We start from the raw sequence: 23376 nt of genomic DNA on the forward strand, positions 1-23376 counted from the left end.
GCGTCGTCACCGTCTTCGAACACCACCCGCCGGACCGCAACGTCCTCGCCCACGAGACCGGCCATGTGCTGGACCTGCCCGACCTCTACCACCGGCCGACGGACGGCAAGGGCGACTGGGACACCCACGTCGGGGACTGGGACCTCATGGGCAGCCAGTTCGGACTGGCCTCGGACCCCTTCGGCTGGCACAAGTGGAAGCTCGGCTGGCTCTCCGCGCGCCAGGTCGACTGCGTCAACGGCCCCGGCACCACCCTGCACGCCCTCCAGCCCCTCGAGGCCCCGATGCACCCCGGTACGGACTCCCGCACCCGCATGGTCGTGGTCCGTACGGGCGCGACCAGCGCCATCGTCGTCGAGGCCCGCGGCGCCAGCGGGAACGACGCGGCCACCTGCACCGAGGGGGTGCTGGTCTACCGGGTGCGCAGCGACACCGCCTCGGGCGGCGGGCCCATCCAGGTGCTGGACGGCCATCCGGGCGGGCACGCCTGCTGGGGCCAGTCCGTCTACCCACCGCTGGCGGACGCGCCGCTCGGCCCCGGGGAGTCGCTGGGCTCGGCGGCGGACGGGGTCCGGGTGGAGGTACGCGGCCACACCGCGACCGGCGCCTGGACGGTGAAGGTGAGGCGGGGGTGACCTGGGTGGGCTGCGGCCATGGTCCTGGTCCTGGTCCTGGTCCTGGTCCTGGCATACGACGAAGGGCCTCATCTTTCGATGAGGCCCTTCGCCCGTCTGTGCGCCGCCAGGGACTCGAACCCCGGACCCGCTGATTAAGAGTCAGCTGCTCTAACCAACTGAGCTAGCGGCGCCTGCTGACGTGGAAGACTTTAGCACCCTGATCCGGTGGAACGAAAATCCGTATGTTTCAGCCCCGCGCGGACATGGGTACCGAGGCCGCCCTGGCCGCCCGGACACAGGCCCACAGCAGGGCGTCCGCGCCCGGGAGCCAGGGGTGGCGGGTCTCCGGCGCCACCAGCCAGCGGGCGGCCGTGGGCCCGCTCTCGTCGGGCTGCGGATACAGCGGGGGCACGGTCACGGCGTCGCCCGTGCCGTACGACAGCAGCGGGGGCAGGGCCCGGCCGCCCTCCTCGTCCTCGCCCCACTCCTCCCAGGCCAGCAGGGCGGGCAGCCGCTGGGCCGTGCCGGGCGCGGCGAACAGCAGCAGCCTGCCGCGCTGGGCCGCCACCGGGCCCGAGCCGGGACCGGCGGGCGACCACAGGTGGTCGAGCATCCGGCGGCCGAACAGCGTCGGCGCGCCGATCACGTCGAAGACCTTGCCGCAGGGCAGGACGGCCGGGGCGGTGGCGTTGTCGGCCCACAGGGCGTGGACGCCGCCGGGGGACCGGCTGGCGGAGGCGAGCCAGTCGGCCCCGGCGAGCGTGACGAGGGGGGCGGCGGGCCGGTGGCGGACGGGGTGCGGAGGGTGCGGCCAGGAGCTCATGGCCCCTATGGTCGGCGGCGCCACCGGGTCCGCCTGCGGGAGTTTCCCGAATTCGGGACAGGGTGCGGTGCCGTGCGCTACCTTGTGCGCCGCATATGCCAACGGCCCATGATCGAGATCATGGGCCGTACGGGTCACTCGACCGTGCTGTTGCTGCCGCGCAGCAGCTCACGGCCGAATTCGACCATCTTCTTCGCGTAGTCCTCGCTCCACTCGGCGCGCTCCGCGATCACGGCCGGGGACAGCCTGTCGAAGCGCCGGGGATCGGCGAGCTGAGCCGCCGCCACCGCCTGGAACTCTGTCGCCCGGTCCGCGGCCGCGCGGAAGGCCAGCGCCAGCTCCGTGGAGCGGGCCAGCAACTCACGCGGGTCCTCGATCGACTCGAGGTCGAAGAAATGCTCGGGATCGGCGACGGCCTCGGGTGGCTCGAAGAGCAGCTGCGCGGGCTTCAGGCGGCGCGGAGCACTGTCCTGCGCGCCGGGAGCCTGCTTCGGCTCGCACATGTACATACCTCCAGAATCGTCTGCACCGTCATCCATTGTCCTGCCGCGCGCAAGTGCGCCCCCGCCCCTCGGCCCGGCACAGGCCCGCCCCGCCGCGGGCAACGCTCCGGCTCAGGGCCGCCAGGTGACGCGGTGCTCGGCCAGGTGGGACAGCACCGCGTGATTGGCCTCCCAGCCGTCCGGGAACTTCACCGTCACCCCCAGTTGCACCGGTTCCGTCGACGGGTGCTCGTCCAGCAGGCGGTCGACGCCCGCCCGGCACACCACCACGCACGCGTGCCGGTGGCGGGAGGCCAGGACGCACAGGCGCCCGGTCTCCAGGTGGAACGCCGTCGCGTCCGGGCGGCCCGACAGGGGGTGCAGCACCACCGTCACATCGAACTCCCGGCCCTGGAGCCGGTTGGCCGTATCCACCGTGACCCCCTCGACGCCCAGGTCCGCGAGCGCCGCGCGGACGGCCGCGGCCTGGTCGCGGTGGGCCGTGCCCACCGCGATCCGGTCCGCCGTCAGCGGCACCGGAGCGGGCGACCGCTCGCTGGTCACGGCCCCTCCCCGGTCCAGTGTGCGCCGCACCACCAGGGCCACCGCGGCGACCGCCTCCGGGTCCGTGCGCGGCGTATGGCGCGCGGGCAGCTCCAGCAGGCCCCAGCCCGAGACGGCCGCCTCGTCCAGCACCCGGTCCGGGCCCGAGCCGTCGGACGGCACCCCGAAGGCCAGCCGGCGGTCGCCGTGATCGGTGCCGCTGCGGAAGGGCGTGTACGGATAGAACGCGTCGGAGACCAGCGGCGCGGCCGAGGCGGGCAGCCGCCAGGAGACCGGCAGCCGGTGCTGGGGAAGACCGGGATTGTGCGCGAGCAGCGTGCTCACCGCGCTCGCCGACGGGTCGTACGACAGCCCCGCCCACTGCTCGGCCCCCACCACGCTGAACGGATCCAGCTGGCCGGGGTCGCCCACGAACAGCGCCCGCTCGAACAGCCCCGCCACCGCGAGCAGCGCGTCCGAGCGCATCTGGTACGCCTCGTCGACGATCGCGTGCCCCCACGGCTCGGCGACCTTCGTGTGCGCCCACTTCGCGGCCGTGGAGACCACGACGTCCAGCCCGGACAGCTCCGCCGCCTTCGCCGACGGCACGACCTGGTCGAGCGCGTCGAGCGCCGGGTCGTAGGGATGCCGCTCGTTGCTGTGCAGCCGGCCGACCGGCAACTCCGGATCCTGCTCCGCCAGCCGCAGCACGAGGTCGTCCACCTGCGCGTTCGTCTGCGCGACGATCATCAGCGGGCGGCCCGCGCCGGCCAGCTCGCGCGCCGCCCGCACCACCAGCGTGGACTTGCCCGCACCCGGCGGGGAGTCCACGACCACACCGCGGTGCGGGCTGTGCAGGGTGTCGCGCAGGATGGCGTCCGTGGCCGCCGCCGCGGCTCCGGCGGGGTCGAAGGCGCGGCCCCGCGCCATGCGTACGGTCACAGACGGTCCTCCGCGGTCACAGGGTCGGGGGCTTCGGCCGCGGCGGCCGGCGGGCCGCCGTGGGTCCAGGGGGTCTGCTCGGGGTCGGGCAGCTCGGGGCCGCCCCTGGGCGCGTGTTCGAAGAGTGTCCAGCACACGCGGTCACCCGGCCCGGGCACCGAGCCCGTGTCGGGCACTTTGCCGCGCCCCATTCCGCCGGTCAGTCGTACGGTCAGGGCGCCGTCCGGCTCGTACGCCACGAACTCGGCGGGCTGCGCCCTGCCGTCCGGCAGCACGCGGTGCAGCTTCACGCCGTCCGACAGCTGCGGGGTGTCCGCCGTACGGACGGTCACCAGCGGGCGGGGGCGCGGGACCTTCGCCTCCGAATACGCCATCACCACCTCGGTGACCTCGCCGGCGAACGCCTCGCCGGCCAGCCGCCGCCCGGCCATCACCAGCGGATCGTCCAGCGCCTCCTGGGCGTCCAGCCGCGCCTGCGCGCTCTCGCGGGCCGCGAGCTTGCGGGCCGCCGTCACCGCGTCGTCCCGCCGGGGCTGCGGGGGCTCGCCGGCGCGGACGCGGTCGCGGTGCGCGGTGTACGACCAGCGGTCCCGCTTCCAGCGCTCGGCGACGTGGCCGCCCTCGGGGAGGGCGCGCAGCAGGTCGACGCCGCGCCAGACGGCGTCCCACGTGGGGCGCAGCTGGGACTCGAGCAGCTCGCGGACGGCCCGCTCGGCGCCGGCCAGCTCCGCCCGCGCGGCCGCGGCCCGGTGCGGCGCGGCCTGCAGGGCCTCGGCGCGGGCGCGGTCGTAGCGGGCGACGGCCGGGGCCAGGAGCTTGTTGTCGAAGACCGGGTCCGTCGCGGGGCCCGCGGGCGGGGTCACCGGCAGCCCGTCCGCGTCGCGCTCCAGCTCCGCCCGCAGGGCCGCCCGCGCGCCGGACGTGCCCGGCGGCGGGTCGATCCAGGCGAGCAGCGCCCCCAGATGCTGGTCCTCCAGCACGCTCTGGCCCGTCGCCCAGTGCCGGCCCAGCGCCTGTGTCATGGCCAGCAGCAGCGACGAGCCCGGTACGTGCGCCCGCTCCCCGAAATGCGTCAGCCAGCGGCCCAGCAGCGGTACGCGCGGGGGAGCGGGGTGGGCGGCCTCGGGGTCCTGCTCGGCGGTGCGGCGGAAGCGCATCGAGCGGCCGAGCAGCCGTACGTACTCCACGCCGGCCGCGCCCGGCACCAGCAGCTGGGGCGCGTCCGCGCACAGCTCGACCTCGACCGGCACCTTCTTCCCCGTCTCCGGATCGGTCTCCTTGCGCTCCTCGCGCTCGACGTCGTCGCCGTAGCCCTCGAGGTAGGGCAGCATCTCGGCGGCCAGCTCGGCGAGGAAGGCGAACCGCAGGTCCCGGTCGCGCGGCTGCGCCACGGTCAGCAGCCGCGGCGCGTCCCGGTCGGTGCCCACCATGGCGCCGAGCGGAGCCCCGGCCTCGCCGGCCGTGGTCAGCGGCACGAACACGAGCGGCTTCTCGGACAGGTGGCGGTGCCGCACGGTCGTCAGGGGCCGTGCCCGCCCCTCCCGTACGGCCTCCAGCCGTGCGAGCGTGCTGATCAGCGACATGTCGCCGCCCCCGGCTCACCCGGCTCCGCCAGCGCCTCCGAGGTCAGCGCCGCCGCGCGGCGCAGTGCGGCCACCGTCGGGTCCCCGGGGTCACCGGCCTCGCCGGCCGCCGCGGCGAGCACGGCCTCGACGGTGGTCAGCCCGCCCAGCTCCGCGCGGACCCCGCGGCCCAGGGCCTGGACGCAGCCCTGTGCCCGCGCGCGGGCACGGCAATGGAAGGCCAGCTCGCACGCGGCCAGGCACTCGGGCGCGTACGCCGCCGCCACGGTGTCGACGGCGGCGGCCAGCTCCCGCGCGGGACGGGTCGGGGTGCGGCCGTCCTCGGCCAGGCGGAGGTCGAAACTCGTGCCGTCCGGCAGCGCGGCGGCGATGTCCGCCACCCCGGTGAGCCTGCCGAGCTGGCGGCGGGTCGTGGCGAGCTGTCTGCGGATGTCGACGAGGGCGGCGTCCGGGAGGTTGGAGAAGTCCTTGGGGCAGACGAGCAGGACGTGATGGCGCACCGAGGCGCCCTTGTCGACGCGCTCGGCCACGGACTCCAGCGCGAGCGCGTACACCGCCGCCTGCCGGGCCGCGGCGCCGACCTTCGCGGAGTCGGCCGAGCCGTCGACCATCGCGAAGGACTTGATCTCGACGACCGTCCAGCTGCCGTCCGGATGCACGACGACCGCGTCCGGCTCGAGGTAGCTGGGCGTCCCGGCGACGGTCAGGGCCAGCAGGGGGTGGTCCAGCAGCGCCCACCGGCCGGCGGCCGTGGCTTCGCGCAGCGCCAGGGCCGTACGGGCCGTGCGGCCCTCGGGCCCGGCGGCCGACACCTCGGGGCGGTCGATGTCGTCCGGTCCGGGCGGCGGGGCACCGGCGTCGGCCAGCCGCTCGTGCAGCAGGCGGATCAGCTCCGCGCCGCCGTCGCCCTTGACCCGGGCCTCGAAGGCGTGGCCGCGGACGAACGCGAACTGGGACTGCCCGAACGTCGCCGGCGCGCCCAGCGCCCGGGCCAGCGCGGCCTTGTCCACACCGGCGCCGTCGAGCAGGGCGCGGCGACGGCAGCCGGGGTTGGCGGCCAGCGCGGCGAGCGCGCGGGCGTCGAGGGGGAGCGGCGCGACGGAGGGGCCGCGCAGCTCAGCGAGCCGCTGCCGCAGCGCCGTCGGTGCGGCTGTCCCCGGCCTCGCCCCGGGCCTGCTGTCGAGGGATCTGGTCACTGGCGTCCGCCTCGCGAAGTCTCTCCGGCGCCCCCGGGCGGCCGGCTCCGGCCGGGGAGCCGGGGAAGGACGTCCGGGGAAGCGCTGTACCCGCCGAAGTCTCGCATCCGGCACTGACAATCGCGGGCGTCCCGGTGGTTTCCCCGGGTATCGCGCGGGTCAGCAGGCCACGGACCCGCTCGGCGAGCCGCAGCGCGGGCCGGGCCAGCACATAGCCCACGCCCATGACGGCGGCGCCGGCGACGGCGTCCAGGAAGTAGTGGTTCGCGGTGCCCATCACCACGAGCGTGATGGCGAGCGGATAGGCGACGCCCGCGATCTTCGCCCAGGTGGCGCGCCCCTGGCGCCAGAGCACGGCGCCGCACCACAGGGCCCAGCCGACGTGCAGGCTCGGCATCGCCGCGTACTGGTTGGTGAGCCCGCCCAGCCCGCGCGGCGCGCTGGCGTCGCCGCCCCACCAGCCGTACGCCGAGTACTGGTGCATCGTGTCGACGAAGCCGTAGGCCGGGTCGAGCAGCCGCGGCGGGCACGTGGGCATGAGGGTGAAGCCGATGAGGCCGATGAGGGTGGAGACCATCAGCCAGGTCCGCATCCGGCGGTACTGGTCGGGGCGGCGCTTGAAGAGCCAGACCAGGAGCGCGGGGGTGAGGAGGTAATGCAGCGAGGCGTAGGCGAAATCGGCGGGTATGCCGATCGAGGCGTGGTCGGTGAACAGCCGGTTGAGCGGGTGCTCGAAGTTTATTCGAAACGTTTTTTCAAGATCGAGGATCGACAGACCGTGATCGACGGCGGTCTGCACATCGCCTCTGACCAGCAGCCGGCCCGCCGAGTACAGCCCGTACACCACGGCTATCAGTGGCAGTTCGGTCCACCAGCGCGGCCGCTTCCCTCGTGGTGCGGTGCGGTACATCGGGACGGCTCTCCATATGCTCAGGCGACCAAACAAGCGCGCTAGCAACCGTACGGTGTACGCCACATTGCTCGCACACCGCCCCGGCCTTCACACAAACCTCACGGTGCTGGGGAGGAGACGTCGGGAATGGCCGAAGGGTTGCCTGAGGGTGACGTGAGTGATGATGGACGCGGAAAGTCACCGAAATGTTGAAGGGGCCTCACCATGGCACCGCGCATCCTGCTGGCCCGGCACGGACAGACGCAGTGGTCGCTGTCCGGGAAGCACACCGGCCGCACGGACATCCCGCTGCTCGACGAGGGGCGGCGCGGCGCCAAGCTGCTGGGCGAGCGGCTGCACCGGGCCCCCTGGGACGCCCTGCCGGACGTGGAGATCCGCACCAGCCCGCTGGTGCGCGCCCGCGAGACCTGTGAGCTGGCCGGCTTCGGTGACCGGGCCACCGACTGGGACGCGCTGCTGGAGTGGGACTACGGGGCGTACGAGGGCATGACCCCGGCCGAGATCAAGGCGGGGCGCCCGGACTGGCTGATCTGGCGGGACGGCGTCCCCGAGGGCGAGAGCCGGGAGGCGATCACCGCGCGCGCGGACGAGGTCGTGCGCTGGGCCCGCTCGGCCGAGCGCGACGTCCTGGTCTTCGCCCACGGCCACATCCTGCGCACGATCGCCGCGCGGTGGCTGGGCGAGGACATCTTCTTCGGCTCCCGCATCCGGCTCGACCCGACCTCGCTGTCCGTCCTGGGCTGGGCCTACGGCGCGCCCGCCCTCGAGCGCTGGAACGACACCGGCCACCTCGCCTGACCGGCCGGACGCCACGACAGTCAGTCGCCGGGCGGAGTCCAAACCCGGAACTCCGGCCGGCGTCGCGCTCCGGCGCGCGGCCCGCTCAGGCCGGCTGCGCGGCCGACTCGTGCCGGGCCAGGAACGTGGCCACCGGCGGATGCGCCGCATGCGGCCGGAGCAGGCGGGCCGTCGAGGTCAGCATCGTGCGGATGCGGGCCGACTGCACCTGGTCCAGCAGGGCCAGGGCACGGCCCCCCGCGGCCGCCGCCTCGTCCACGGCCCCGGCCCGGGCCAGGTCACCGGCCAGCTGGGCGGTGTAGAGCGCGATGTTCCGCGCGAAGTGCGGGTCCTGCAGGGCGACGGCACGCTCCGCGTGCTCCGCCGCGCGCCGCCAGTCGCCGAGCGCGGACCAGCACTGGGCCTCCAGCCCCTCCAGCTCCGCCTCGCCGAAGAAGCTCATCCACTCCGGATCCGCCTCGCACGCCCCACGCCCGAACAGCGTCCGCGCCCGCAGCAGCGCCTCCTCGGTCGCCGCCCGGTCCTCCAGCCGCGCCCAGCCGCCCGCCTCCCGCAGTGTCAGCAGCGACATCAGCCGCGCCGACCCCAGCTGCCGCCCCGCCCGCTGCGCCGCCTGCGCGGCGCGCACCGCCTCCCGGGGCCGCCCGGCGTCCCGCGCGAGGAACGCGGTGTTGCAGAAGGCGTGCGCCTCCAGGCCGGCGTCCCCCGCCACGCGCGCGGTCGCCAGCGCCTCCGCGTAGTGCGAGCGGGCGTCGGCGAAGCGGCCCGAGTCGTGCGCCAGCCAGCCCACGGAGATGGCGAGTTCACCGGCCCCCGCGTGCAGCCGGTCCGCCACCGACTGCCGCAGCGCCTGGGCGTCGAGCAGGTCGTACGCCGCCTTCAGCGGCCGGCCCGCCCGCCGGTAGAGGCCGTCGGCGCCGTGCCGGTCGTCGAGCAGCCGGATGCGCCGCACCGCCTGCTCCACGGCGGCGGCCTCGGCCGCGCCCGCGTGGCGCTGCGCACGGGCGGCCGGGGCGGTGGCCAGGGAAGCGGCGGCCATGGCGGCCGGGCCGGTGGTCATGAACGCGCGACGCAACACGTCGCTCTCCTCGGTGCTGTCGAAGGAGCCGTCCACCGCACCGGGGGTACGGCGTTCGGCCGGGCTCTCGGTCTGCCCGGAGGGCGCGTGGCCCTTCTCGCGCGCCCCCCGTCCGCGCACTGTTTCGCGCGGTGCGAAGCCCATGTCCGCCGGTTCCCGGCCGGGGAACATATGCCGGAACACCCGCTCGTAGGCGTAGTTGGGGCAGCGGATCTCGCCGGACTCGACGCGCCCGATGTAGCGCGCGTCGCACGAGACGTGCTCGCCGATCTCACGGGCCGCACGGCGGACGGCCGCCGCGAACTCGCCTGGTGAGCGCTGCCCCCGCAGCTCCCGGAAGGCCGTGTTCGGACGCGGTGACGAGGACGCGCGGTGCGACGCCATGGCCGGACCCTCTCCCTGGCGAGCCGCCCCTCGGGCAACCCGCGGGGCGGGCGGCTGTGCTGCCGTGTGGCGTGATGACCGTACCGGCTGTGCCGGAGCCACTACATCCTGTTTGCCTACAAACCGGATATCCCACCTGCCATCCGCCATGAACTGCCATCCTTTGCAGCGGCATGGCGCCGTAGCCGTTGACGCCCCCGGGCGTTGAACCGTGAAGAGCGTGAGGACGCTCGACGCGGAGTGGGCACGGCGTGAGGAGGGGTTTCCCGTGGCGGAGGCCGGACTGGACATCGGCGGCGGCTCGCGAACGACGGTGGCGCTGCACCAGCCGCGTCAGGACCGCAGCCGGTCCCCCTACCCGCCGCCGGCCGGCTACGAGGACTTCGACGCCGGCCGGCCGTGCGACCTGGTGACCGTGCCCGCCCGCCAGGGCCTGGAAGCGGTCGACATCCTGCGGCTGCGCGACGGCGTCGGCCCCGTCCTGCACGACGGCGACTGCGACACCCTCGGCTTCCTCGTGCCCCCCGGCACGGCGGACGGCTGGGACATGCCGGGCAGCGCCTGCACCCAGACCTTCGGGCGGGGACTGCGCACCGGCGCCTTCGCCGAGCCGCCCGTCACCGGCACCGGCTGGCTGGTCGCGCCCGAGGCCGCCTACGGCGCCGCCACCGACCCCGCCGTGCTGCGGGCCGCGCTCGGCGAGGCGGCCCGCACGATCGAGGCCGTCGACCGCTGCCGTTAGCCCCCCGCCCGGCACCGGCGATACTGGACGGGTGGCACGACGTGGGGCAGCAGACAAGCAGAAGCAAGGGCGCACCCGCGCCGCGGAACCGATATCCGCGCAGGTGGCGGGCGGTCTCGCGGAGCTCGTCCCCGATCGCGACCGGCCGCGCGGGCGCACCCTGCTGATAGACGGGGCGCCGCAGTCCCACGTCGATCTCGACGACCCGGCCTATCTGGACTTCGCCTACCAGCGCCGCCTCGGCCACATCGCCGACCTCGTCGCTCCGCCCGGAAAGCCCATCCAGGCGCTGCACCTCGGCGGCGGCGCGTTCACGCTCGCCCGCTACATCGCCGCGACCCGGCCCCGCTCCACCCAGCAGATCATCGAGATCGACGCACCGCTGGTGCGGTTCGTGCGCAGCGAGCTCCCCCTGGAGGGCACCTGGCGCATACGGGTGCGCGGCGGCGACGCCCGCGAGATGCTCGCCAAGGTGCCCGACGGCTGGGCGGACCTGATCATCGCCGATGTCTTCAGCGGCGCCCGCACCCCCGCGCACCTGACCAGCACCGAGTTCACGAGCGAGGTGCGCCGGGCGCTGCGGCCGGGCGGCTTCTACGCCGCGAACCTCGCCGACGGCCCGCCGCTCGCCCACGTCAAGGCCCAGATAGCGACCGTAGGGACCGTCTTTTCCGAGCTGTGCCTGACCGCCGACCCGGCGGTGCTGCGCGGCCGCCGCTTCGGCAACGCCGTGCTGCTCGCCGCCGACCGCGAGCTGCCGGTCGCCGAGCTGACACGGCGCGCCGCCACCGACCCGCACCAGGGCAGGGTCGAACACGGCCGGGCCCTCGCCGACTTCACCGGCGGCGCGGCGCCCGTCACCGACGCGAGCGCCCGCCCGTCCCCGGCTCCGCCGCCCTCCGTCTTCGAGTGACCCGCCCTCAGCAGGGCGGCAGCTGCCCCGTCCGCACCAGCCGCGCGTACCAGCGTGCGCTGGACTTCGGCGTCCGCGCCCCGGTGGCGTAATCGACGTACACCGCGCCGAAGCGCTTGCTGTAGCCGTACGCCCACTCGAAGTTGTCCAGCAGCGACCACAGGAAATAGCCGCGCACGTCCGCGCCGTCAGTCAGGGCCCGCAGCACCGCCTCGAGGTGGGCGTGCAGATAGGCGATGCGCTCGGGGTCGTGCACCGTGCCGTCGGCGCCCGGCTTGTCGTCGTAGGCGGCGCCGTTCTCGGTGACGATCAGGGGCAGGCCCGGGGCCTCGTGCGCGAAGCGCATCAGCAGGTCGTAGAGGCCGGTCGGGTCGACGGACCAGTCCATCGCCGTGCGCTTGCCGGGCGGCTGGTGGAAGGCGACGCCCCCGGCACCCGGCCACGGGGAGCGCTCGCCGCCGTGGCCGTCGGCGCGGGCGGGGCGATTGTCAGTGGCGGCTGATACCACTGACGGTGCGTAGTAGTTGACGCCCAGCGCGTCGAGGGGGTGCTTGATGACGTCCACGTCACCGTCGCGGACGAACGACCAATCGGTGATCGCCGCCGTGTCGGCCAGCAGATCGGCGGGGTACGCCCCGCGCAGCATGGGCTCGGTGAAGATACGCGTGGACAGGGCGTCGATGCGGCGCTGAGCGTCCACGTCCCCGGGGGAGGGGGTCCGGGCCCGTACGGCGCTGGGGTTGAGCGCCACGGACAGCCGCGCCCCGGGCACGACGGCGCGCAGCGCCTGGGCGCCCAGGCCGTGTGCCAGGTTGAGGTGATGGGCGGCCCGCAGGGCCGCCGCGTCGTCCGTACGGCCCGGTGCGTGCACGCCGGAGGCGTAGCCGAGGAAGGCGCTGCACCAGGGTTCGTTGAGGGTCGTCCACAGCCCGACGCGGTCGCCCAGCGCCTCGCCGACCAGGTGCGCGTAGTCGGCGAAGCGGTGCGCGGTCTCGCGCTCGGGCCAGCCGCCCGCGTCCTCCAGCTCCTGGGGGAGGTCCCAGTGATAGAGGGTCAGCACGGGCTGGATGCCGTGGGCGAGGAGGTCGTCGGCGAGCGCCCGGTAGAAGTCGAGCCCGCGCCGGGAGGCGGGCCCGCGGCCGGTGGGCTGGACGCGCGGCCAGGAGACGGAGAAGCGGTACGCGCCCAGGCCCAGCTCCGCCATGAGGCCCACGTCCTCGTGCCGGCGGTGGTAGTGGTCGGTGGCCGTGTCGCCGGTGTCACCGCCCAGCACCCGGCCGGGCGTGTGGGCGAACGTGTCCCAGATGGAGGGGGTGCGGCCGTCCTCCCGGGCCGCGCCCTCGACCTGGTAGGCGGCGGTGGCGGCGCCCCACAGGAAGCCGGGCGGGAAGTTCATGGTCATGAAGACGCTCCGAGGGGGGTGAGGGAACGTGCGGACGTCAGCCCTTGACCGCGCCCCGCATGATGCCGCCGACGATCTGTCTGCCGAACAGGGTGAAGGCGAGCAGCAGCGGCAGGGTGCCCAGCAGTGCCCCGGCCATCACCACGGCCTGGTCGGGTACGTAGCCGCGGCCGAGCCCGGTGAGGGCCACCTGCACGGTCGGGTTCTCCTGGGTGAGGGCGATGACGGGCCAGAAGAAGTCGTTCCACGCCTGGACGAAGGAGAGCATGCCCAGGACGGCCATCGCGGGCCGGGCGACAGGGAAGACGATGTGCCACACCACGCGCCAGCTGCTCGCCCCGTCGACGCGGGCGGCCTCGATCAGCTCGGTGGGCAGCGCCTCGAGAAGGTACTGCCGCATGAAGAAGACCCCGAAGGCGCTGACCAGGGTGGGCAGGACCACGGCCTGCAGCTGGTCGGTCCAGCCCAGGCCGGCGACGAGCATGAAGAGGGGGACGACGCTCAGCTGCGGCGGGACCATCATCGTGCCGACGGTCAGCAGGAGCAGGGCGCCCTTGAGGCGGAACCGCAGCTTGGCGAAGGCGAAGCCGGCGACGGTGGAGAAGAGCACGGTGCCGAGCGCGACGGTCCCGGCGACCAGCGCCGTGTTGAACAGGGCGAGGCCCATGTTGGCGTCGCTCCACGCGGAGCCGAGGTTCTTCAGCAGCCGGCCGCCGAACCAGAACGGCGGCGGGGTGCGGGACAGCCGCGCGCTGTCGCCCGAGGCGGCCACCGCCGTCCAGACCAGCGGGAAGAGCGAGCCGATGGTGAACAGCGTCAGCACGGCATAGGCGAGTGGCCCGGCGTGCAGCTGCCGTCCCGCGCGCCGGGCCGGGCCCGCGGTCCTGGGGCGAAGGGGCGTCACGGCACCGACTCACCGGTCCTTCCGCAGGCGTCGCGCGATCAGCCCGTTGGCGGCGGCGATCAGCAGCAGGATCAGGAACATCGTCCAGGCGACGGCGGAGGCGCGCCCGAGGTGGTAGTTGAACCAGCCCTGCTCGTAGAGATAGAGGCCGAGGGTCTGGAACTGGTGCGAGGCGCCGCCCTTCTGGCCGCCCGCCCCGCCGAACAGCAGCGGTTCGCCGAAGAGCTGGGTCGCCCCGATCGTCGAGACGACGATGGTGAAGAGGATCGTCGGCCGCAGCGCGGGCACGGTGATGTGCCGGAACTGCCGCCCGCGCGAGGCGCCGTCCAGCGCCGCCGATTCGTAGAGCTCGTCGGGGACCGCCTGCATGGCGGCCAGATAGATCAGCGCGTTGTAGCCCGTCCACCGCCAGATCACGATCGAGGAGACCGCGAACTGCGAGGAGAAGGTGCCGCTCTGCCAGTCGACCGGGCCGACGCCCAGCGCGCCCAGCGCCCAGTTCACCATGCCGTAGTCCCGCCCGTAGAGCAGGACGAAGACGAGCGTGGCGGCGGCGACCGAGGTGGCGTAGGGGGTCAGCAGGGCGACCCGCCAGAAGGTGGCGGCGCGCAGCCGGTAGTGGAGCAGGTGGGCCAGGCCCAGCGCCATCAGCAGCTGCGGCACGGTCGACAGGACGCCGATGGTGAAGGTGTTGCGCAGGGCGTTCCAGAAGAAGTCGTTGCCCAGCAGCCGGGCGTAGTTGTGCAGGCCGGCCCACTGCATGCGGTCGGGGGCCATCAGCTCCACGCGGTGCAGTGAGGCCCAGCCCGTATAGAGGAGGGGGAAGAGGCCGAATGCCACGAAGAAGAGGAAGAACGGGGCCACGAAGGCGTAGGGGCTGTAGCGCAGGTCCCAGCGGTACAGCCGGCTGCGCCAGCGACCCGGGCCCGCCCGGCCGCGCCCGCGCTCCTCGGCGTCGCCGGCCGGCGAGCCCTCCACCACGGTGGTCGTGGCGGTCATTCGTCCACCGCGTTCTCGATCTCCTTCTGCGCCGCCCTCCAGCCCGCGCGCGCCGGTCTGCCCTGCTGTTCGACCTGGGGGATGCCGACGTCGGTGAACGCCGTGCCCATCTGTGCCTCCCGGGGGCCGAAGACCAGCGTGGGGACGGAGCGGGCCGCCGCCGTATAGATCGCCCCGATGGGGGCGCCGCCGAAGTAGGGATTGCGCGCGTCCTTGACCTGCGGCATGGCGTACGAGGCCGGGGTGGAGGGGACGGCGGCCTGCCGCTCGAAGAGCTTGGCCTGCTGGGCGGGCGCGGTCAGCCAGACCGCGAGCTCGATCGCCGCGGCCCTGTGCCGGGCCGCCTTCGGGACGCCGATGAAGGAGCCGCCCCAGTTGGCGGGCCGGGGGGCGGCGGCCACGTCCCACTTGTCCTTGCCGGCGGGGCCCGACTTCTCCTTGATGTAGCCGAGCATCCAGGGCGGGCAGGCGACGGTGGCGAAGCGGCCGTTGGCGTACGCCTGGTCCCAGGGCTTCTCGAACTGCTTGAGCCGTGCGGTCAGCCCGCCCCGCACGGCCTGCATGGCCAGGTCCCAGGAGGTCCTGACCGCCGGGCTGCCGGCGTAGACCGGCTTGCCCCGCCGGTTGTAGTAGCGCTCGGGGTAGGCGTGGACGGAGGCGTTGTAGATCCCGGCCGCCGAGTCGGTGAAGACCGTGCCGGCCGGGGCCCGCCGGGCGTAGGCGATGCCGGTGTCGATGTACTTCTGCCAGTCACCGGCCCACAGCCGGCCGACCGCCTCCCGGTCCGTCGGCAGCCCGGCCCGCCGGAAGAGGTCCTTGCGGTAGCAGACGGCGATCGGGCCGATGTCCGTGCCGAGGCCGATGGTGCGGCCGTCGGGGGTGGTGGCCTGCGCCCACTTCCACGGCAGCCAGTCGCTCCTGCGGACGCCCTTGGCCTTGCCCAGGTCCACGAAGAGATCGCCCCGGGCGGCCGCCACCTCGTGGATGTTGCCGACCTCCATGGCCTGGATGTCGGCGAGCCCGCTGCCCGCCGCGAGGTGGGTGAGGAGCTGGGGGTAGTAGGCGTCGTTCCGCTCGATCACGCTTTCCTTGATCGTGACGCCCGGGTGGAGCCGCTCGTACTCCTCGTACAGCCCCGCCTGCTTATAGCCGAAGACACCGAAGGTGCCGATGGTGACCGTGGTCCTGCCGGTGCCGCCGGGGCGGTCCGCTTCGCCGTCCCCGCCGTCCTTGGCGCAGCCGTCGAGCACGCTGACGCCGAGGACGAGCGCGGCGGCGGCCACGAGCAGCAGGGCCCGGCGCCGGTAGGGACCGCTCGACCAGGCCGGCGTCACCTCTGGACGACGACGTTCTCAGCCTGCGGTCCCTTCGGTCCCTGGGTGACGTCGTAGGAGACCGGGTCGTTCTCGTGCAGCTCCTTGAATCCGGTGCCCGCGATGGCGGAGAAGTGGACGAACACGTCCGGGCCGCCGTCGTCCTGCTGGATGAAGCCGAAGCCCTTGTCGGCGTTGAACCACTTCACTTTGCCTGTTGCCATTGGTCATGAGCCCTTCGTCCGATGCCGGCACCTCAGCATTCCCCGGACCTGGGGTGAACTTCCCCCGTACGCGCCGTGCGTCACTCCTGAGGACTACAAAACGACAAGAGCCCGACCCGCTTTCGCGGATCGGGCTCTTGATCAGGGTGAGTAACGGGACTTGAACCCGCGACATCCTGGACCACAACCAGGTGCTCTGCCAGCTGAGCTATACCCACCATGTCGTCCGGTGCGTTTCCCACCGGCCGAGAAAAAGTGTACAGGGTCTTCGGGGGTGCTCGCTCCCGGCTTTCGGTCGAGCCGGGAGCGAGCTGGGTCACACTGCCTGGGCGGGCAGGACGTGCTTGGCCGCGATGGCCTTCGCCGTGTCGGAGTCCGGGCCGGGCTGCGGCACGAAGATCGCCTCGCGGTAGTAGCGGAGCTCGGCGATCGACTCGCGGATGTCGGCCAGTGCCCGGTGATTGCCGTTCTTCTTGGGGCTGCCGAAGTACGCGCGCGGGAACCAGCGGCGTGCCAGCTCCTTCACCGAGGACACATCCACGATCCGGTAGTGCAGGTGGCTCTCCAGGGCGGGCATGTCCCGCAGCAGGAATCCACGGTCGGTGCCGACCGAGTTTCCGCACAGCGGGGCCTTGCCCGGCTCCGGGACGTGCTCGCGGACGTACGCCAGGACCTGCCGCTCCGCTTCCTCGAGCGTCGTCCCGCCGTCCAGCTCCGCGAGCAGCCCGGAGGCCGTGTGCATCTGGCGCACCACCTCGGGCATGGTGACGAGTGCCTCGGCGGGCGGACGGATGACGATGTCCACGCCGTCCCCGAGGATGTTCAGCTCAGAGTCGGTGACCAGGGCGGCCACCTCGATGAGCGCGTCGTCCGACAGCGAGAGCCCGGTCATCTCGCAGTCGATCCACACCATGCGATCGTTCATACGTCTCACCCTACGGGGCGTTCCCGCTGACCGGGCAGGCGTGGGGCGTAGAGGTCGGGATCCGGCTTGCCCGGATCCGGGGCATTGATCCCCGGACCACCACCATGACCCGGCACATGGGAGATATGACCGCTATGTCCGCTATGCGGCGGTGGGGCGCCCAAGGGCGCGCCCGTCACCGCATGGGCGGGGGCCATGGCCGTGCGCCGCATCGACATCAGCGCCTCCCCGGACCGGGGCTCGACCGGCTCGGGCCGGTCGAACCTCTCGCCACGGTCCGCACGCTCCGCGCGCTCGCCCCGCTCCGGCCGGTCCGCCGGGCCGCTCTGCGGCCGGCGTGCCCGGTAGGCGGCCCGGTAGGCGGCGGGGGAGGACCCCAGCTGCCGCCGGAAGTGACCCCGTAGGGCCACCGGAGAGCGGAAGCCGCAGCGCCCGGCGACCTCGTCCACGGAATAGTCCGAGGTCTCCAGGAGCCGCTGGGCCTGGAGCACCCGCTGAGTGATCAGCCACTGCAGCGGGGCACTCCCGGTGAGCGAACGGAACCGTCGGTCGAAGGTGCGACGGCTCATATAGGCGCGGGCGGCCAGGGTCTCCACGTCGAACTGCTCGTGGAGGTGCTCCAGCGCCCAGGCGACGACCTCGGCCAGCGGGTCGGCGCCGATCTCCTCCGGTAAAGACCTGTCGAGGTAGCGCTCCTGTCCGCCGGTGCGGCGCGGCGGCACGACGAGGCGGCGGGCCAGGGCCCCCGCGGCGTCGGCGCCGTGGTCGGTGCGGACGATGTGCAGGCACAGGTCGATGCCTGCCGCGGTGCCCGCGGACGTCAGTACGTCGCCGTCGTCCACGAAGAGCTCCCGCGGGTCCACATGGACCGACGGATAGCGCTTGGCGAGCGTGGGCGCGTACATCCAGTGGGTGGTGGCGGGCCTGCCGTCGAGCAGGCCCGCGGCGGCCAGTACAAAGGCCCCGGTGCACAGTCCGACGATGCGGGCGCCCTCTTCATGGGCCCGGCGCAGCGCGTCGAGCGCGGCGGCCGGTGGCGGCTGTGTGATCGACCGCCAGGCCGGTACGACGACGGTGCCGGCCCTGGAGAGCGCCTCCAGGCCGTACGGTGCGGTCAATTCCAGGCCGCCGGTTGTTCGCAATGGCACATCTTCGCCCGCGCACACCAGCAATCGGTAGCGGGGAACTCCTGCGTCCTGTCGGTCGATTCCGAACACGGAGAGCGGGATGGAGCTTTCGAAGATGGGGCCGCCGCTGAATAGAAGTACGGCGACGATCTCCCGGCGGCGGCGTCCGGAGAGCTTGCGCGCGGCCTCCGGTACGGTCGTGGAGTCCTGGCTCATGGCGCTAAGCCCCCCTCGGCGGTCGAGTCCTCTCGGTCCTGCACGTTTCCCCTCGGTCCTGAACGGTTCCCCCGCCGGTCATGGCCAAGATCGAATCTACTGCGTCACTTGGAGACGCGGTGACCAGTTCACCACCCGCCTCTAAGTCGACATGACAACTTGGCGCGAAGCGTTCGATCACGAAGCGTTGCACTTGCAGGCTCCGGTGAAAAGTACGCCTCTCGCCCATGCCCACTGTCCGTAGGCGGCAACCGCCCTCCACGGTGCTTTCCTTGCTGGTCGACCGGCTGTTGGAGAGGGCTCTGGCCAAGGTATGAAGTTCGGCCTGAACTTGGCCGAAAACATATGGGTCCAGGCGTGCGAGGGGGTCAGTCCAGGGGGGTGGAGGAGCCGGGATGGCGGGCCCCGCGATGGCTCCCGCCGCCCGTCCGGCCATGCCTCCCGCGGTGCGGAACGGACTGCTCCGTCACCGCCCGGGCGGCGCTGCGCGCGGACTGGCGCAGCAGGGCGTGGCAGGCGCAGGTGAGGGCCACCAGACCCGCGGCGGTGCCGGCCGCGCCGCCGAAGGACTGACCGCACATCAGCAGGACGACCGGGACCAGGGCGCAGCTGAACGCCGCCCAGCGGACCACGTCGCTCACCGGATCGGGGGACTCCCCCTCGGCGGCGTCCTCGCGGGCGTAATCACGGGTTCCGGGCACGGAACGGCTCCCTGCTGGCGGCTGCTGGCGGTATTACAACGGCGCGCCGGGGGCAGGGGTCACTGGGCGGGGACCGGCCGGGGGCGGAGCCGGGGCCATTGCGCTACGCGCCGCGCTCGTGCATGCTCCGGGGAACGTCCACGGGGCCGCCGGCCCGCCGGGCAGCCTCTGGGCAGGCGGCGAGTGTCGCCGTACCCTGGGGGGTAAGCCCTTGAAAAGATGAATCCCGGACGGATTTCACCGTCCATGATCCATCGCCGGGCGCACCCCTCGACAACTCCAACCAGTCCACCGCCGTTCCCCTCGACAAGAGGCATCCTTCGCCGAGACACCGATGGCCGGTCACGAATTCTCCGAACCCGCGGACCGCAAGCGGATCGCCGATCAGACAGCGCATCCCGAAGCGGCGGAAGAAACACGTCACTCCTGCGATCCGGCGTTCCAGCACGGCGTCGTGGTGGGCTTCGACGGTTCCATGTCGAGCGAACGAGCGCTTGCGTATGCAATCGGAATGGCCCGGCGCTCGGGCTCGGGCCTGATCATCGTCCATGTGGCCAACCGGCTGCCGACGACCGTCTGGGCGGGCTGTGAACCGCCGGTCTTCGTGGACGTACCCGATCACCGCACCGAGGTGCTGGGCCTGGAGCTCGCCTGTGCGGACTATTTGTCCGAAGTGCCGTGGATTCTGGTGGAACGCGGCGGGGACATCTGTCACGAACTCGAGGAAGTCGGGCGGGAGTATGCCGCTGACGCGATCGTCGTCGGCTCCACGCACGGCCTGGTCGGGCGGATCTTCGGCTCGGTGGCCGGGCGGCTGGCGCGCCGGGCGCAGCGACCGGTGGTCGTCATCCCGTAGCGCGCCTCGACGCGCCCCGCGAAAACGTCAACACGCTTGCGCCGAAACAGGGTTGGCGCCGGAAGCGGCTTGACATCCCGCGAAATCTACTCGCGCGTAGAGGTGGATGGCGCCGTGGTGGCGGGTACAACTCCGGCATACGACGCTGTCGTGCTGCCGGGCGGGAGGTGACGGTTCCCGGGACCGGCGGCATCACGCCGGCGCGAGGGCGACGCCGGCACAGGGGAGGCGGTCCTCCCCGTGCGCGTGGTGGCACGCACGGGGAGGACCGTCCCTTTTCCGCGGCTGAACCGCCGCCGCTCTCGCGGACGCGGTCGCTCGCCGCCGGGGCCGCTCAGTTCATGGTCGCGGGGACAGGCCGCTCCCGTGCCGAGCGCCCCAGGTCACTCGACCGTGACGGACTTCGCCAGGTTGCGCGGCTTGTCGATGTCGCGGCCCATGGCCTTCGCCGTGTAGTACGCCAGGAGCTGCAGCGGGATGCCCATGAGGATGGCGTCCAGCTCGTCCTCGTTCTTCGGCACGACGATCGTGTGGTCGGCCTTCTCCTGCTCCTGGTGCGCGACGGCGAGGATGCGGCCGCTGCGGGCCTTGATCTCCTCGAGCGCGGCGCGGTTCTTCTCCAGCAGCTCGTCGTCCGGGACGATCGCGACCGTCGGCATGGCGGGCTCGATCAGCGCCAGCGGGCCGTGCTTGAGCTCGGAGGCGGGGTAGGCCTCGGCGTGGATGTACGAGACCTCCTTGAGCTTCAGCGAGGCCTCGCGGGCCACCGGGTAGCCCCGGACGCGGCCGATGAACATCATCGACTTGGCGTCCGCGTACTCCTTGGCCAGCTCCTCGATCTGCGCCTCGTTCGCGAGGATCTCCGCGATCTGGCCGGGCAGCTTGCGCAGGCCCTCGATGATCCGCTTGCCGTCGGCCACCGACAGGTCGCGGGTGCGGCCCAGGTGCAGGGCGAGCAGGCCGAAGGAGACCACCATGTTGGTGAAGCACTTGGTGGAGACGACGCAGACCTCGGGGCCGGCGTGGACGTAGATGCCGCCGTCGGTCTCGCGGGCGATCGCCGAGCCGACCACGTTGACCAGGCCGAGCACGCGGGCGCCCTTGCGCTTGAGCTCCTGGACGGCGGCGAGCACGTCGTAGGTCTCACCGGACTGGGACACCGCGATGTAGAGGGTGTCGGGGTCCACGACCGGGTTGCGGTAGCGGAACTCGGAGGCCGGCTCGGCGTCCGCGGGGATGCGGGCCAGCTCCTCGATCATCTGGGCGCCGATCTGACCGGCGTGGTACGAGGTGCCGCAGCCGAGGATCTTCACCCGGCGCACGGCGCGGGCGTCGCGGGCGTCGAGGTTCAGGCCGCCCAGGTGCACGGTGGAGAAGCGGTCGTCGATCCGGCCGCGCAGCGCGCGGTCCACGGCGTCGGCCTGCTCGTGGATCTCCTTGTGCATGTACGTGTCGTGGCCGCCCATGTCGTAGGACTCGGCCTCCCACTCCACGGTGGTCGGCTGGGCGGAGGTGGTGGAGCCCTCGGTGGTGTACGTGCGGTAGTCGTCGGCCTTCAGGGTGGCCATCTCGCCGTCGTCGAGGGTGACGACCTGGCGGGTGTGGCTGACCAGGGCGGCGACGTCGGAGGAGACGAACATCTCCTTCTCGCCTATGCCCAGCACGACGGGGGAGCCGTTGCGGGCGACGACGATGCGGTCCGGGAAGTCGGCGTGCAGGACGGCGATGCCGTAGGTGCCCTCGATGTGGCGGACGGCCTCGCGGACCTTCTCCTCCAGCGTCGGCGCCTCGGAGCGCGCGATGAGGTGGGCGAGGACCTCGGTGTCGGTGTCGGAGACGAAGACGAAACCGTCGGCGGTCAGCTTGGCGCGCAGCTCGGAGGCGTTGTCGATGATGCCGTTGTGGACGACGGCGACCTTCTCCTCGGCGTCCAGGTGCGGGTGGGCGTTGACGTCGTTCGGCGCGCCGTGGGTGGCCCAGCGGGTGTGGGCGATGCCCGTGGTGCCGGCGAAGCGCTTGGGCAGGCGGGACTCCAGCTCGCGGACCCGGCCCTTGGCCTTGGCGGACTTCAGACCACCGGTCTTGCCGTGCAGGGCGATGCCGGCGGAGTCGTAGCCGCGGTACTCCAGGCGCTGCAGGCCCTCCAGCAGCAGCGGCGCGACATCACGCTTGCCGATGTATCCGACGATTCCGCACATAGATGACCCTCCCAGGTAGACGTTCAGTGGTGCCCGAAGGCGACGACGGTGGCGGCGGGCGGCATCCGGGCCGCCTCACCCGTCGAGGTCGTCCCGGCGCTCAGCCGTAGACGATGCGGCGCAGCTGCCGCAGTGAAAGCTCTGGTGGTGCCACCGCGCGGTGCGGCAGCTCGGCCGCGATCCGCTCGAAGATCTCCGCGTTGTTCAGTCCGCCGGACTGGAGCTCGCGGTGGCGTCGGCGGACGAATTCCTCGGCCGTCTCGTCGAAGTACGCCAGCACGTCGAGCACCACCCGGGCGGCCTCGCCGCGCTGTAGCGGCGTGCTGCGCACCAGGTGGTCGACCAGGTCGTCATGTGACATGCGGCGTTCGAGCACCCGTCGATACTGAGGGGAACGAGTGCCTTTCGCAAGAATCCTGCCCGATTTCGGGCAGGAGTGCCAGCGAATGTGATGTGAAACGTGGGGGAACGCCTAGAAACGCCGCAGGATGGCCTGTTTCGCGGCGGTGAACTCCTCGTCGGTGAGGACGCCCGCGCGGTGCAGCTCGCCCAGCTCGCGCAGCCGGCGCAGCAGGGCATCGTGATCGTCCCCGCCGGAGGGCGGCGCCGGGGCCGCCCCGGCGGCGGTGGCCGGCGGGCCGGGCTGGTCGTGGACGACGTGGCCGGCGTGGCCCGCGTGGTCGGTGGTGCCGGTGTGCGGCAGGGCCTTGAGGGTGCGGTCGGGCGCGGTGGGGTGCGGCAGCCGGGCCGCGACGGCGGCCGCCACCAGCGCCATGAGGGGGTCCTTCTTGAAGCCGTAGAGCTCGATCGCGTGCGGATCGTGCTTGGGCGGGGCGCTGGTCGGCACCTGGGGGAGGGCGAAGCGGAGGTAGCCGTTCTCCAGGCCGGCGGCGGGCTGCCACTCCACCGAGGAGATGCCCTGGACGGGCAGGATGCGCGTACCGGCCGACTTCTTCCCCTCCTCCGTCTTCCAGTTCCATTCCAGCCGCACCCGCTCGCCGTCGAACGAGGCCGTGCCGTCCCCGGCGCCGACCGACAGCGGAACGGCCGGCCCCGGCAGCAGATAGCGGTCGGTGGGGCCGGCCGGGACCTGCTCCAGCAGGAGGGCGTTGCGCACCTCGTCCACGAAGTACTCCGCGACGCCCGCACGGTCCGGTTCCACGGTCAGCTGATACGGATCAGCGGATTCCGGTAGCCGTCCGCGGGCGACCTGGGAGAGGGGGTCGGCGCCGTCGCGCAGCCGCAGCCGGAGCCGGCCGCTCTTGCGGCCGGGCTCGAAGGCGATGCCCGCCACGGCCGCCAGCGGGACGGCCAGCTCGCCCAGGGTCTGGCGGAGCTGGTGCACCCCGCGCTCCCGGCCGGGGACGATGCGTATCGCGCCGCCGTCGAACGCCCATGTGCCATCCGTCTGGAGGATCTCAGCCATGGAGGGAATTCTCGCAGGTTGATCTTGCGTTGCGGGGCCGTCCGGCGGCCCCGCGCTGCCTCAGTCCGCGC

The 23376-nt window shown here is 73.0% G+C and carries 23 protein-coding genes and 2 tRNA genes; 5 read left to right on the plus strand and 20 right to left on the minus strand.

Annotation, left to right across the window (positions count from 1 at the left end):
- On the plus strand, window positions 1-635 hold a 635-nt coding region (locus tag ABZ956_RS29135; RefSeq protein ID WP_361900005.1), incomplete at its 5' end, for a M6 family metalloprotease domain-containing protein.
- A 99-nt stretch (window positions 636-734) separates the two neighbouring features.
- Here the strand turns inward: ABZ956_RS29135 and ABZ956_RS29140 are convergent.
- The 7 genes from ABZ956_RS29140 to ABZ956_RS29170 form a co-directional block, all read right to left on the minus strand.
- A tRNA-Lys gene (locus ABZ956_RS29140) sits at window positions 735-808 on the minus strand.
- 56 nt (window positions 809-864) lie between these two features.
- Window positions 865-1440 (minus strand): bifunctional DNA primase/polymerase, encoded by a 576-nt coding sequence (locus ABZ956_RS29145; RefSeq protein WP_361900008.1) that lies wholly within the window; start codon window positions 1438-1440, stop codon window positions 865-867.
- A gap of 134 nt (window positions 1441-1574) precedes the next feature.
- A complete protein-coding gene (locus ABZ956_RS29150) occupies window positions 1575-1943 on the minus strand; it encodes a hypothetical protein (RefSeq protein ID WP_361900011.1) in 369 nt (122 codons plus the stop codon).
- A 111-nt stretch (window positions 1944-2054) separates the two neighbouring features.
- Window positions 2055-3395, minus strand: coding sequence for an AAA domain-containing protein (locus ABZ956_RS29155; RefSeq protein WP_361900133.1), 1341 nt, complete (start codon window positions 3393-3395; stop codon window positions 2055-2057).
- An 8-nt stretch (window positions 3396-3403) separates the two neighbouring features.
- Entirely contained in the window at window positions 3404-4990 is a 1587-nt protein-coding gene (locus ABZ956_RS29160; RefSeq protein WP_361900014.1) for a hypothetical protein, read from the minus strand.
- Window positions 4981-6186 carry a hypothetical protein gene (locus tag ABZ956_RS29165; protein WP_361900017.1) on the minus strand — a complete coding sequence of 402 codons (1206 nt, stop codon included), beginning with the start codon at window positions 6184-6186 and terminating at the stop codon, window positions 4981-4983. Before ABZ956_RS29165 ends, ABZ956_RS29160 begins: the two co-directional genes overlap by 10 nt.
- Window positions 6107-7096: a phosphatase PAP2 family protein gene (locus ABZ956_RS29170; RefSeq protein ID WP_361900019.1), complete on the minus strand. Its 990-nt coding sequence runs from the start codon at window positions 7094-7096 to the stop codon at window positions 6107-6109. The genes ABZ956_RS29165 and ABZ956_RS29170 overlap by 80 nt, the downstream gene beginning before the upstream one ends.
- Before the next feature lie 207 nt (window positions 7097-7303).
- On the opposite strand from ABZ956_RS29170, the gene ABZ956_RS29175 reads away from it, so the two are divergent.
- The gene (locus ABZ956_RS29175; protein WP_361900022.1) at window positions 7304-7897 is read left to right on the plus strand and encodes a histidine phosphatase family protein; all 594 of its coding nucleotides are present in this window, start codon (window positions 7304-7306) and stop codon (window positions 7895-7897) included.
- 85 nt (window positions 7898-7982) lie between these two features.
- Here ABZ956_RS29175 and ABZ956_RS29180 read toward each other — a convergent pair whose 3' ends face one another.
- Window positions 7983-9359: a tetratricopeptide repeat protein gene (locus ABZ956_RS29180; RefSeq protein ID WP_361900025.1), complete on the minus strand. Its 1377-nt coding sequence runs from the start codon at window positions 9357-9359 to the stop codon at window positions 7983-7985.
- A 220-nt stretch (window positions 9360-9579) separates the two neighbouring features.
- On the opposite strand from ABZ956_RS29180, the gene ABZ956_RS29185 reads away from it, so the two are divergent.
- Window positions 9580-10101, plus strand: a complete 522-nt coding sequence (locus tag ABZ956_RS29185; RefSeq protein WP_361900028.1) for a hypothetical protein — start codon at window positions 9580-9582, stop codon at window positions 10099-10101.
- Between the two features lie 91 nt (window positions 10102-10192).
- Window positions 10193-11014 (plus strand): fused MFS/spermidine synthase, encoded by an 822-nt coding sequence (locus tag ABZ956_RS29190; protein WP_361900136.1) that lies wholly within the window; start codon window positions 10193-10195, stop codon window positions 11012-11014.
- 7 nt (window positions 11015-11021) lie between these two features.
- On the opposite strand, the gene ABZ956_RS29195 is transcribed toward ABZ956_RS29190, so the two are convergent.
- From ABZ956_RS29195 to ABZ956_RS29235, 9 genes are all read right to left on the minus strand, one after another.
- Window positions 11022-12416, minus strand: coding sequence for a GH1 family beta-glucosidase (locus ABZ956_RS29195; RefSeq protein ID WP_361900031.1), 1395 nt, complete (start codon window positions 12414-12416; stop codon window positions 11022-11024).
- A 37-nt stretch (window positions 12417-12453) separates the two neighbouring features.
- Entirely contained in the window at window positions 12454-13320 is an 867-nt protein-coding gene (locus ABZ956_RS29200; protein WP_361900034.1) for a carbohydrate ABC transporter permease, read from the minus strand.
- Window positions 13321-13329: 9 nt separating this feature from the next.
- Window positions 13330-14319: a sugar ABC transporter permease gene (locus ABZ956_RS29205; RefSeq protein ID WP_361900036.1), complete on the minus strand. Its 990-nt coding sequence runs from the start codon at window positions 14317-14319 to the stop codon at window positions 13330-13332.
- Complete coding sequence (locus tag ABZ956_RS29210; RefSeq protein WP_361900039.1) at window positions 14316-15653, minus strand: extracellular solute-binding protein; 1338 nt, start codon at window positions 15651-15653, stop codon at window positions 14316-14318. Before ABZ956_RS29210 ends, ABZ956_RS29205 begins: the two co-directional genes overlap by 4 nt.
- Window positions 15650-15856: a cold-shock protein gene (locus ABZ956_RS29215; RefSeq protein ID WP_361900042.1), complete on the minus strand. Its 207-nt coding sequence runs from the start codon at window positions 15854-15856 to the stop codon at window positions 15650-15652. The genes ABZ956_RS29210 and ABZ956_RS29215 overlap by 4 nt, the downstream gene beginning before the upstream one ends.
- A gap of 145 nt (window positions 15857-16001) precedes the next feature.
- Window positions 16002-16074: transfer RNA gene (locus ABZ956_RS29220), tRNA-His, on the minus strand.
- Between the two features lie 98 nt (window positions 16075-16172).
- Window positions 16173-16781, minus strand: coding sequence for an oligoribonuclease (gene orn / locus ABZ956_RS29225; protein ID WP_361900045.1), 609 nt, complete (start codon window positions 16779-16781; stop codon window positions 16173-16175).
- A 5-nt stretch (window positions 16782-16786) separates the two neighbouring features.
- Window positions 16787-18124, minus strand: a complete 1338-nt coding sequence (locus tag ABZ956_RS29230; RefSeq protein WP_361900048.1) for a helix-turn-helix domain-containing protein — start codon at window positions 18122-18124, stop codon at window positions 16787-16789.
- A 368-nt stretch (window positions 18125-18492) separates the two neighbouring features.
- On the minus strand, window positions 18493-18825 hold the full coding sequence (locus ABZ956_RS29235; protein WP_361900051.1) for a hypothetical protein: 333 nt from the start codon (window positions 18823-18825) through the stop codon (window positions 18493-18495).
- A gap of 334 nt (window positions 18826-19159) precedes the next feature.
- Between ABZ956_RS29235 and ABZ956_RS29240 the strand changes: the two genes are divergently transcribed.
- Window positions 19160-19681: a universal stress protein gene (locus tag ABZ956_RS29240; protein ID WP_071965807.1), complete on the plus strand. Its 522-nt coding sequence runs from the start codon at window positions 19160-19162 to the stop codon at window positions 19679-19681.
- Between the two features lie 383 nt (window positions 19682-20064).
- Here ABZ956_RS29240 and glmS read toward each other — a convergent pair whose 3' ends face one another.
- The 3 genes from glmS to ABZ956_RS29255 form a co-directional block, all read right to left on the minus strand.
- Window positions 20065-21879, minus strand: coding sequence for a glutamine--fructose-6-phosphate transaminase (isomerizing) (gene glmS, locus ABZ956_RS29245; protein WP_361900054.1), 1815 nt, complete (start codon window positions 21877-21879; stop codon window positions 20065-20067).
- Window positions 21880-21979: 100 nt separating this feature from the next.
- Window positions 21980-22255: a hypothetical protein gene (locus ABZ956_RS29250; RefSeq protein ID WP_190111646.1), complete on the minus strand. Its 276-nt coding sequence runs from the start codon at window positions 22253-22255 to the stop codon at window positions 21980-21982.
- A gap of 96 nt (window positions 22256-22351) precedes the next feature.
- A complete protein-coding gene (locus ABZ956_RS29255) occupies window positions 22352-23305 on the minus strand; it encodes a DUF4429 domain-containing protein (protein WP_361900057.1) in 954 nt (317 codons plus the stop codon).
- Between the last annotated feature and the right edge of the window lie 71 nt (window positions 23306-23376).

Origin of the sequence: Streptomyces sp. NPDC046261 (assembly GCF_040646235.1) — a bacterium.
Classification (GTDB): domain Bacteria; phylum Actinomycetota; class Actinomycetes; order Streptomycetales; family Streptomycetaceae; genus Streptomyces.

Excerpts from the sequence above, each read along its gene's own strand:
- ABZ956_RS29155 (WP_361900133.1), bottom strand. The coding sequence starts at position 3,395 with ATGGCGCGGGGCCGCGCCTTCGACCCCGCCGGAGCCGCGGCGGCGGCC.
- ABZ956_RS29145 (WP_361900008.1), bottom strand. The coding sequence starts at position 1,440 with ATGAGCTCCTGGCCGCACCCTCCGCACCCCGTCCGCCACCGGCCCGCC.
- ABZ956_RS29240 (WP_071965807.1), top strand. The coding sequence starts at position 19,160 with ATGGCCGGTCACGAATTCTCCGAACCCGCGGACCGCAAGCGGATCGCC.
- ABZ956_RS29195 (WP_361900031.1), bottom strand. The coding sequence starts at position 12,416 with ATGACCATGAACTTCCCGCCCGGCTTCCTGTGGGGCGCCGCCACCGCC.
- ABZ956_RS29230 (WP_361900048.1), bottom strand. The coding sequence starts at position 18,124 with ATGAGCCAGGACTCCACGACCGTACCGGAGGCCGCGCGCAAGCTCTCC.
- ABZ956_RS29255 (WP_361900057.1), bottom strand. The coding sequence starts at position 23,305 with ATGGCTGAGATCCTCCAGACGGATGGCACATGGGCGTTCGACGGCGGC.
- ABZ956_RS29215 (WP_361900042.1), bottom strand. The coding sequence starts at position 15,856 with ATGGCAACAGGCAAAGTGAAGTGGTTCAACGCCGACAAGGGCTTCGGC.
- orn (WP_361900045.1), bottom strand. The coding sequence starts at position 16,781 with ATGAACGATCGCATGGTGTGGATCGACTGCGAGATGACCGGGCTCTCG.
- ABZ956_RS29180 (WP_361900025.1), bottom strand. The coding sequence starts at position 9,359 with ATGGCGTCGCACCGCGCGTCCTCGTCACCGCGTCCGAACACGGCCTTC.
- glmS (WP_361900054.1), bottom strand. The coding sequence starts at position 21,879 with ATGTGCGGAATCGTCGGATACATCGGCAAGCGTGATGTCGCGCCGCTG.
- ABZ956_RS29150 (WP_361900011.1), bottom strand. The coding sequence starts at position 1,943 with ATGTGCGAGCCGAAGCAGGCTCCCGGCGCGCAGGACAGTGCTCCGCGC.
- ABZ956_RS29205 (WP_361900036.1), bottom strand. The coding sequence starts at position 14,319 with ATGACCGCCACGACCACCGTGGTGGAGGGCTCGCCGGCCGGCGACGCC.
- ABZ956_RS29175 (WP_361900022.1), top strand. The coding sequence starts at position 7,304 with ATGGCACCGCGCATCCTGCTGGCCCGGCACGGACAGACGCAGTGGTCG.
- ABZ956_RS29170 (WP_361900019.1), bottom strand. The coding sequence starts at position 7,096 with ATGTACCGCACCGCACCACGAGGGAAGCGGCCGCGCTGGTGGACCGAA.
- ABZ956_RS29160 (WP_361900014.1), bottom strand. The coding sequence starts at position 4,990 with ATGTCGCTGATCAGCACGCTCGCACGGCTGGAGGCCGTACGGGAGGGG.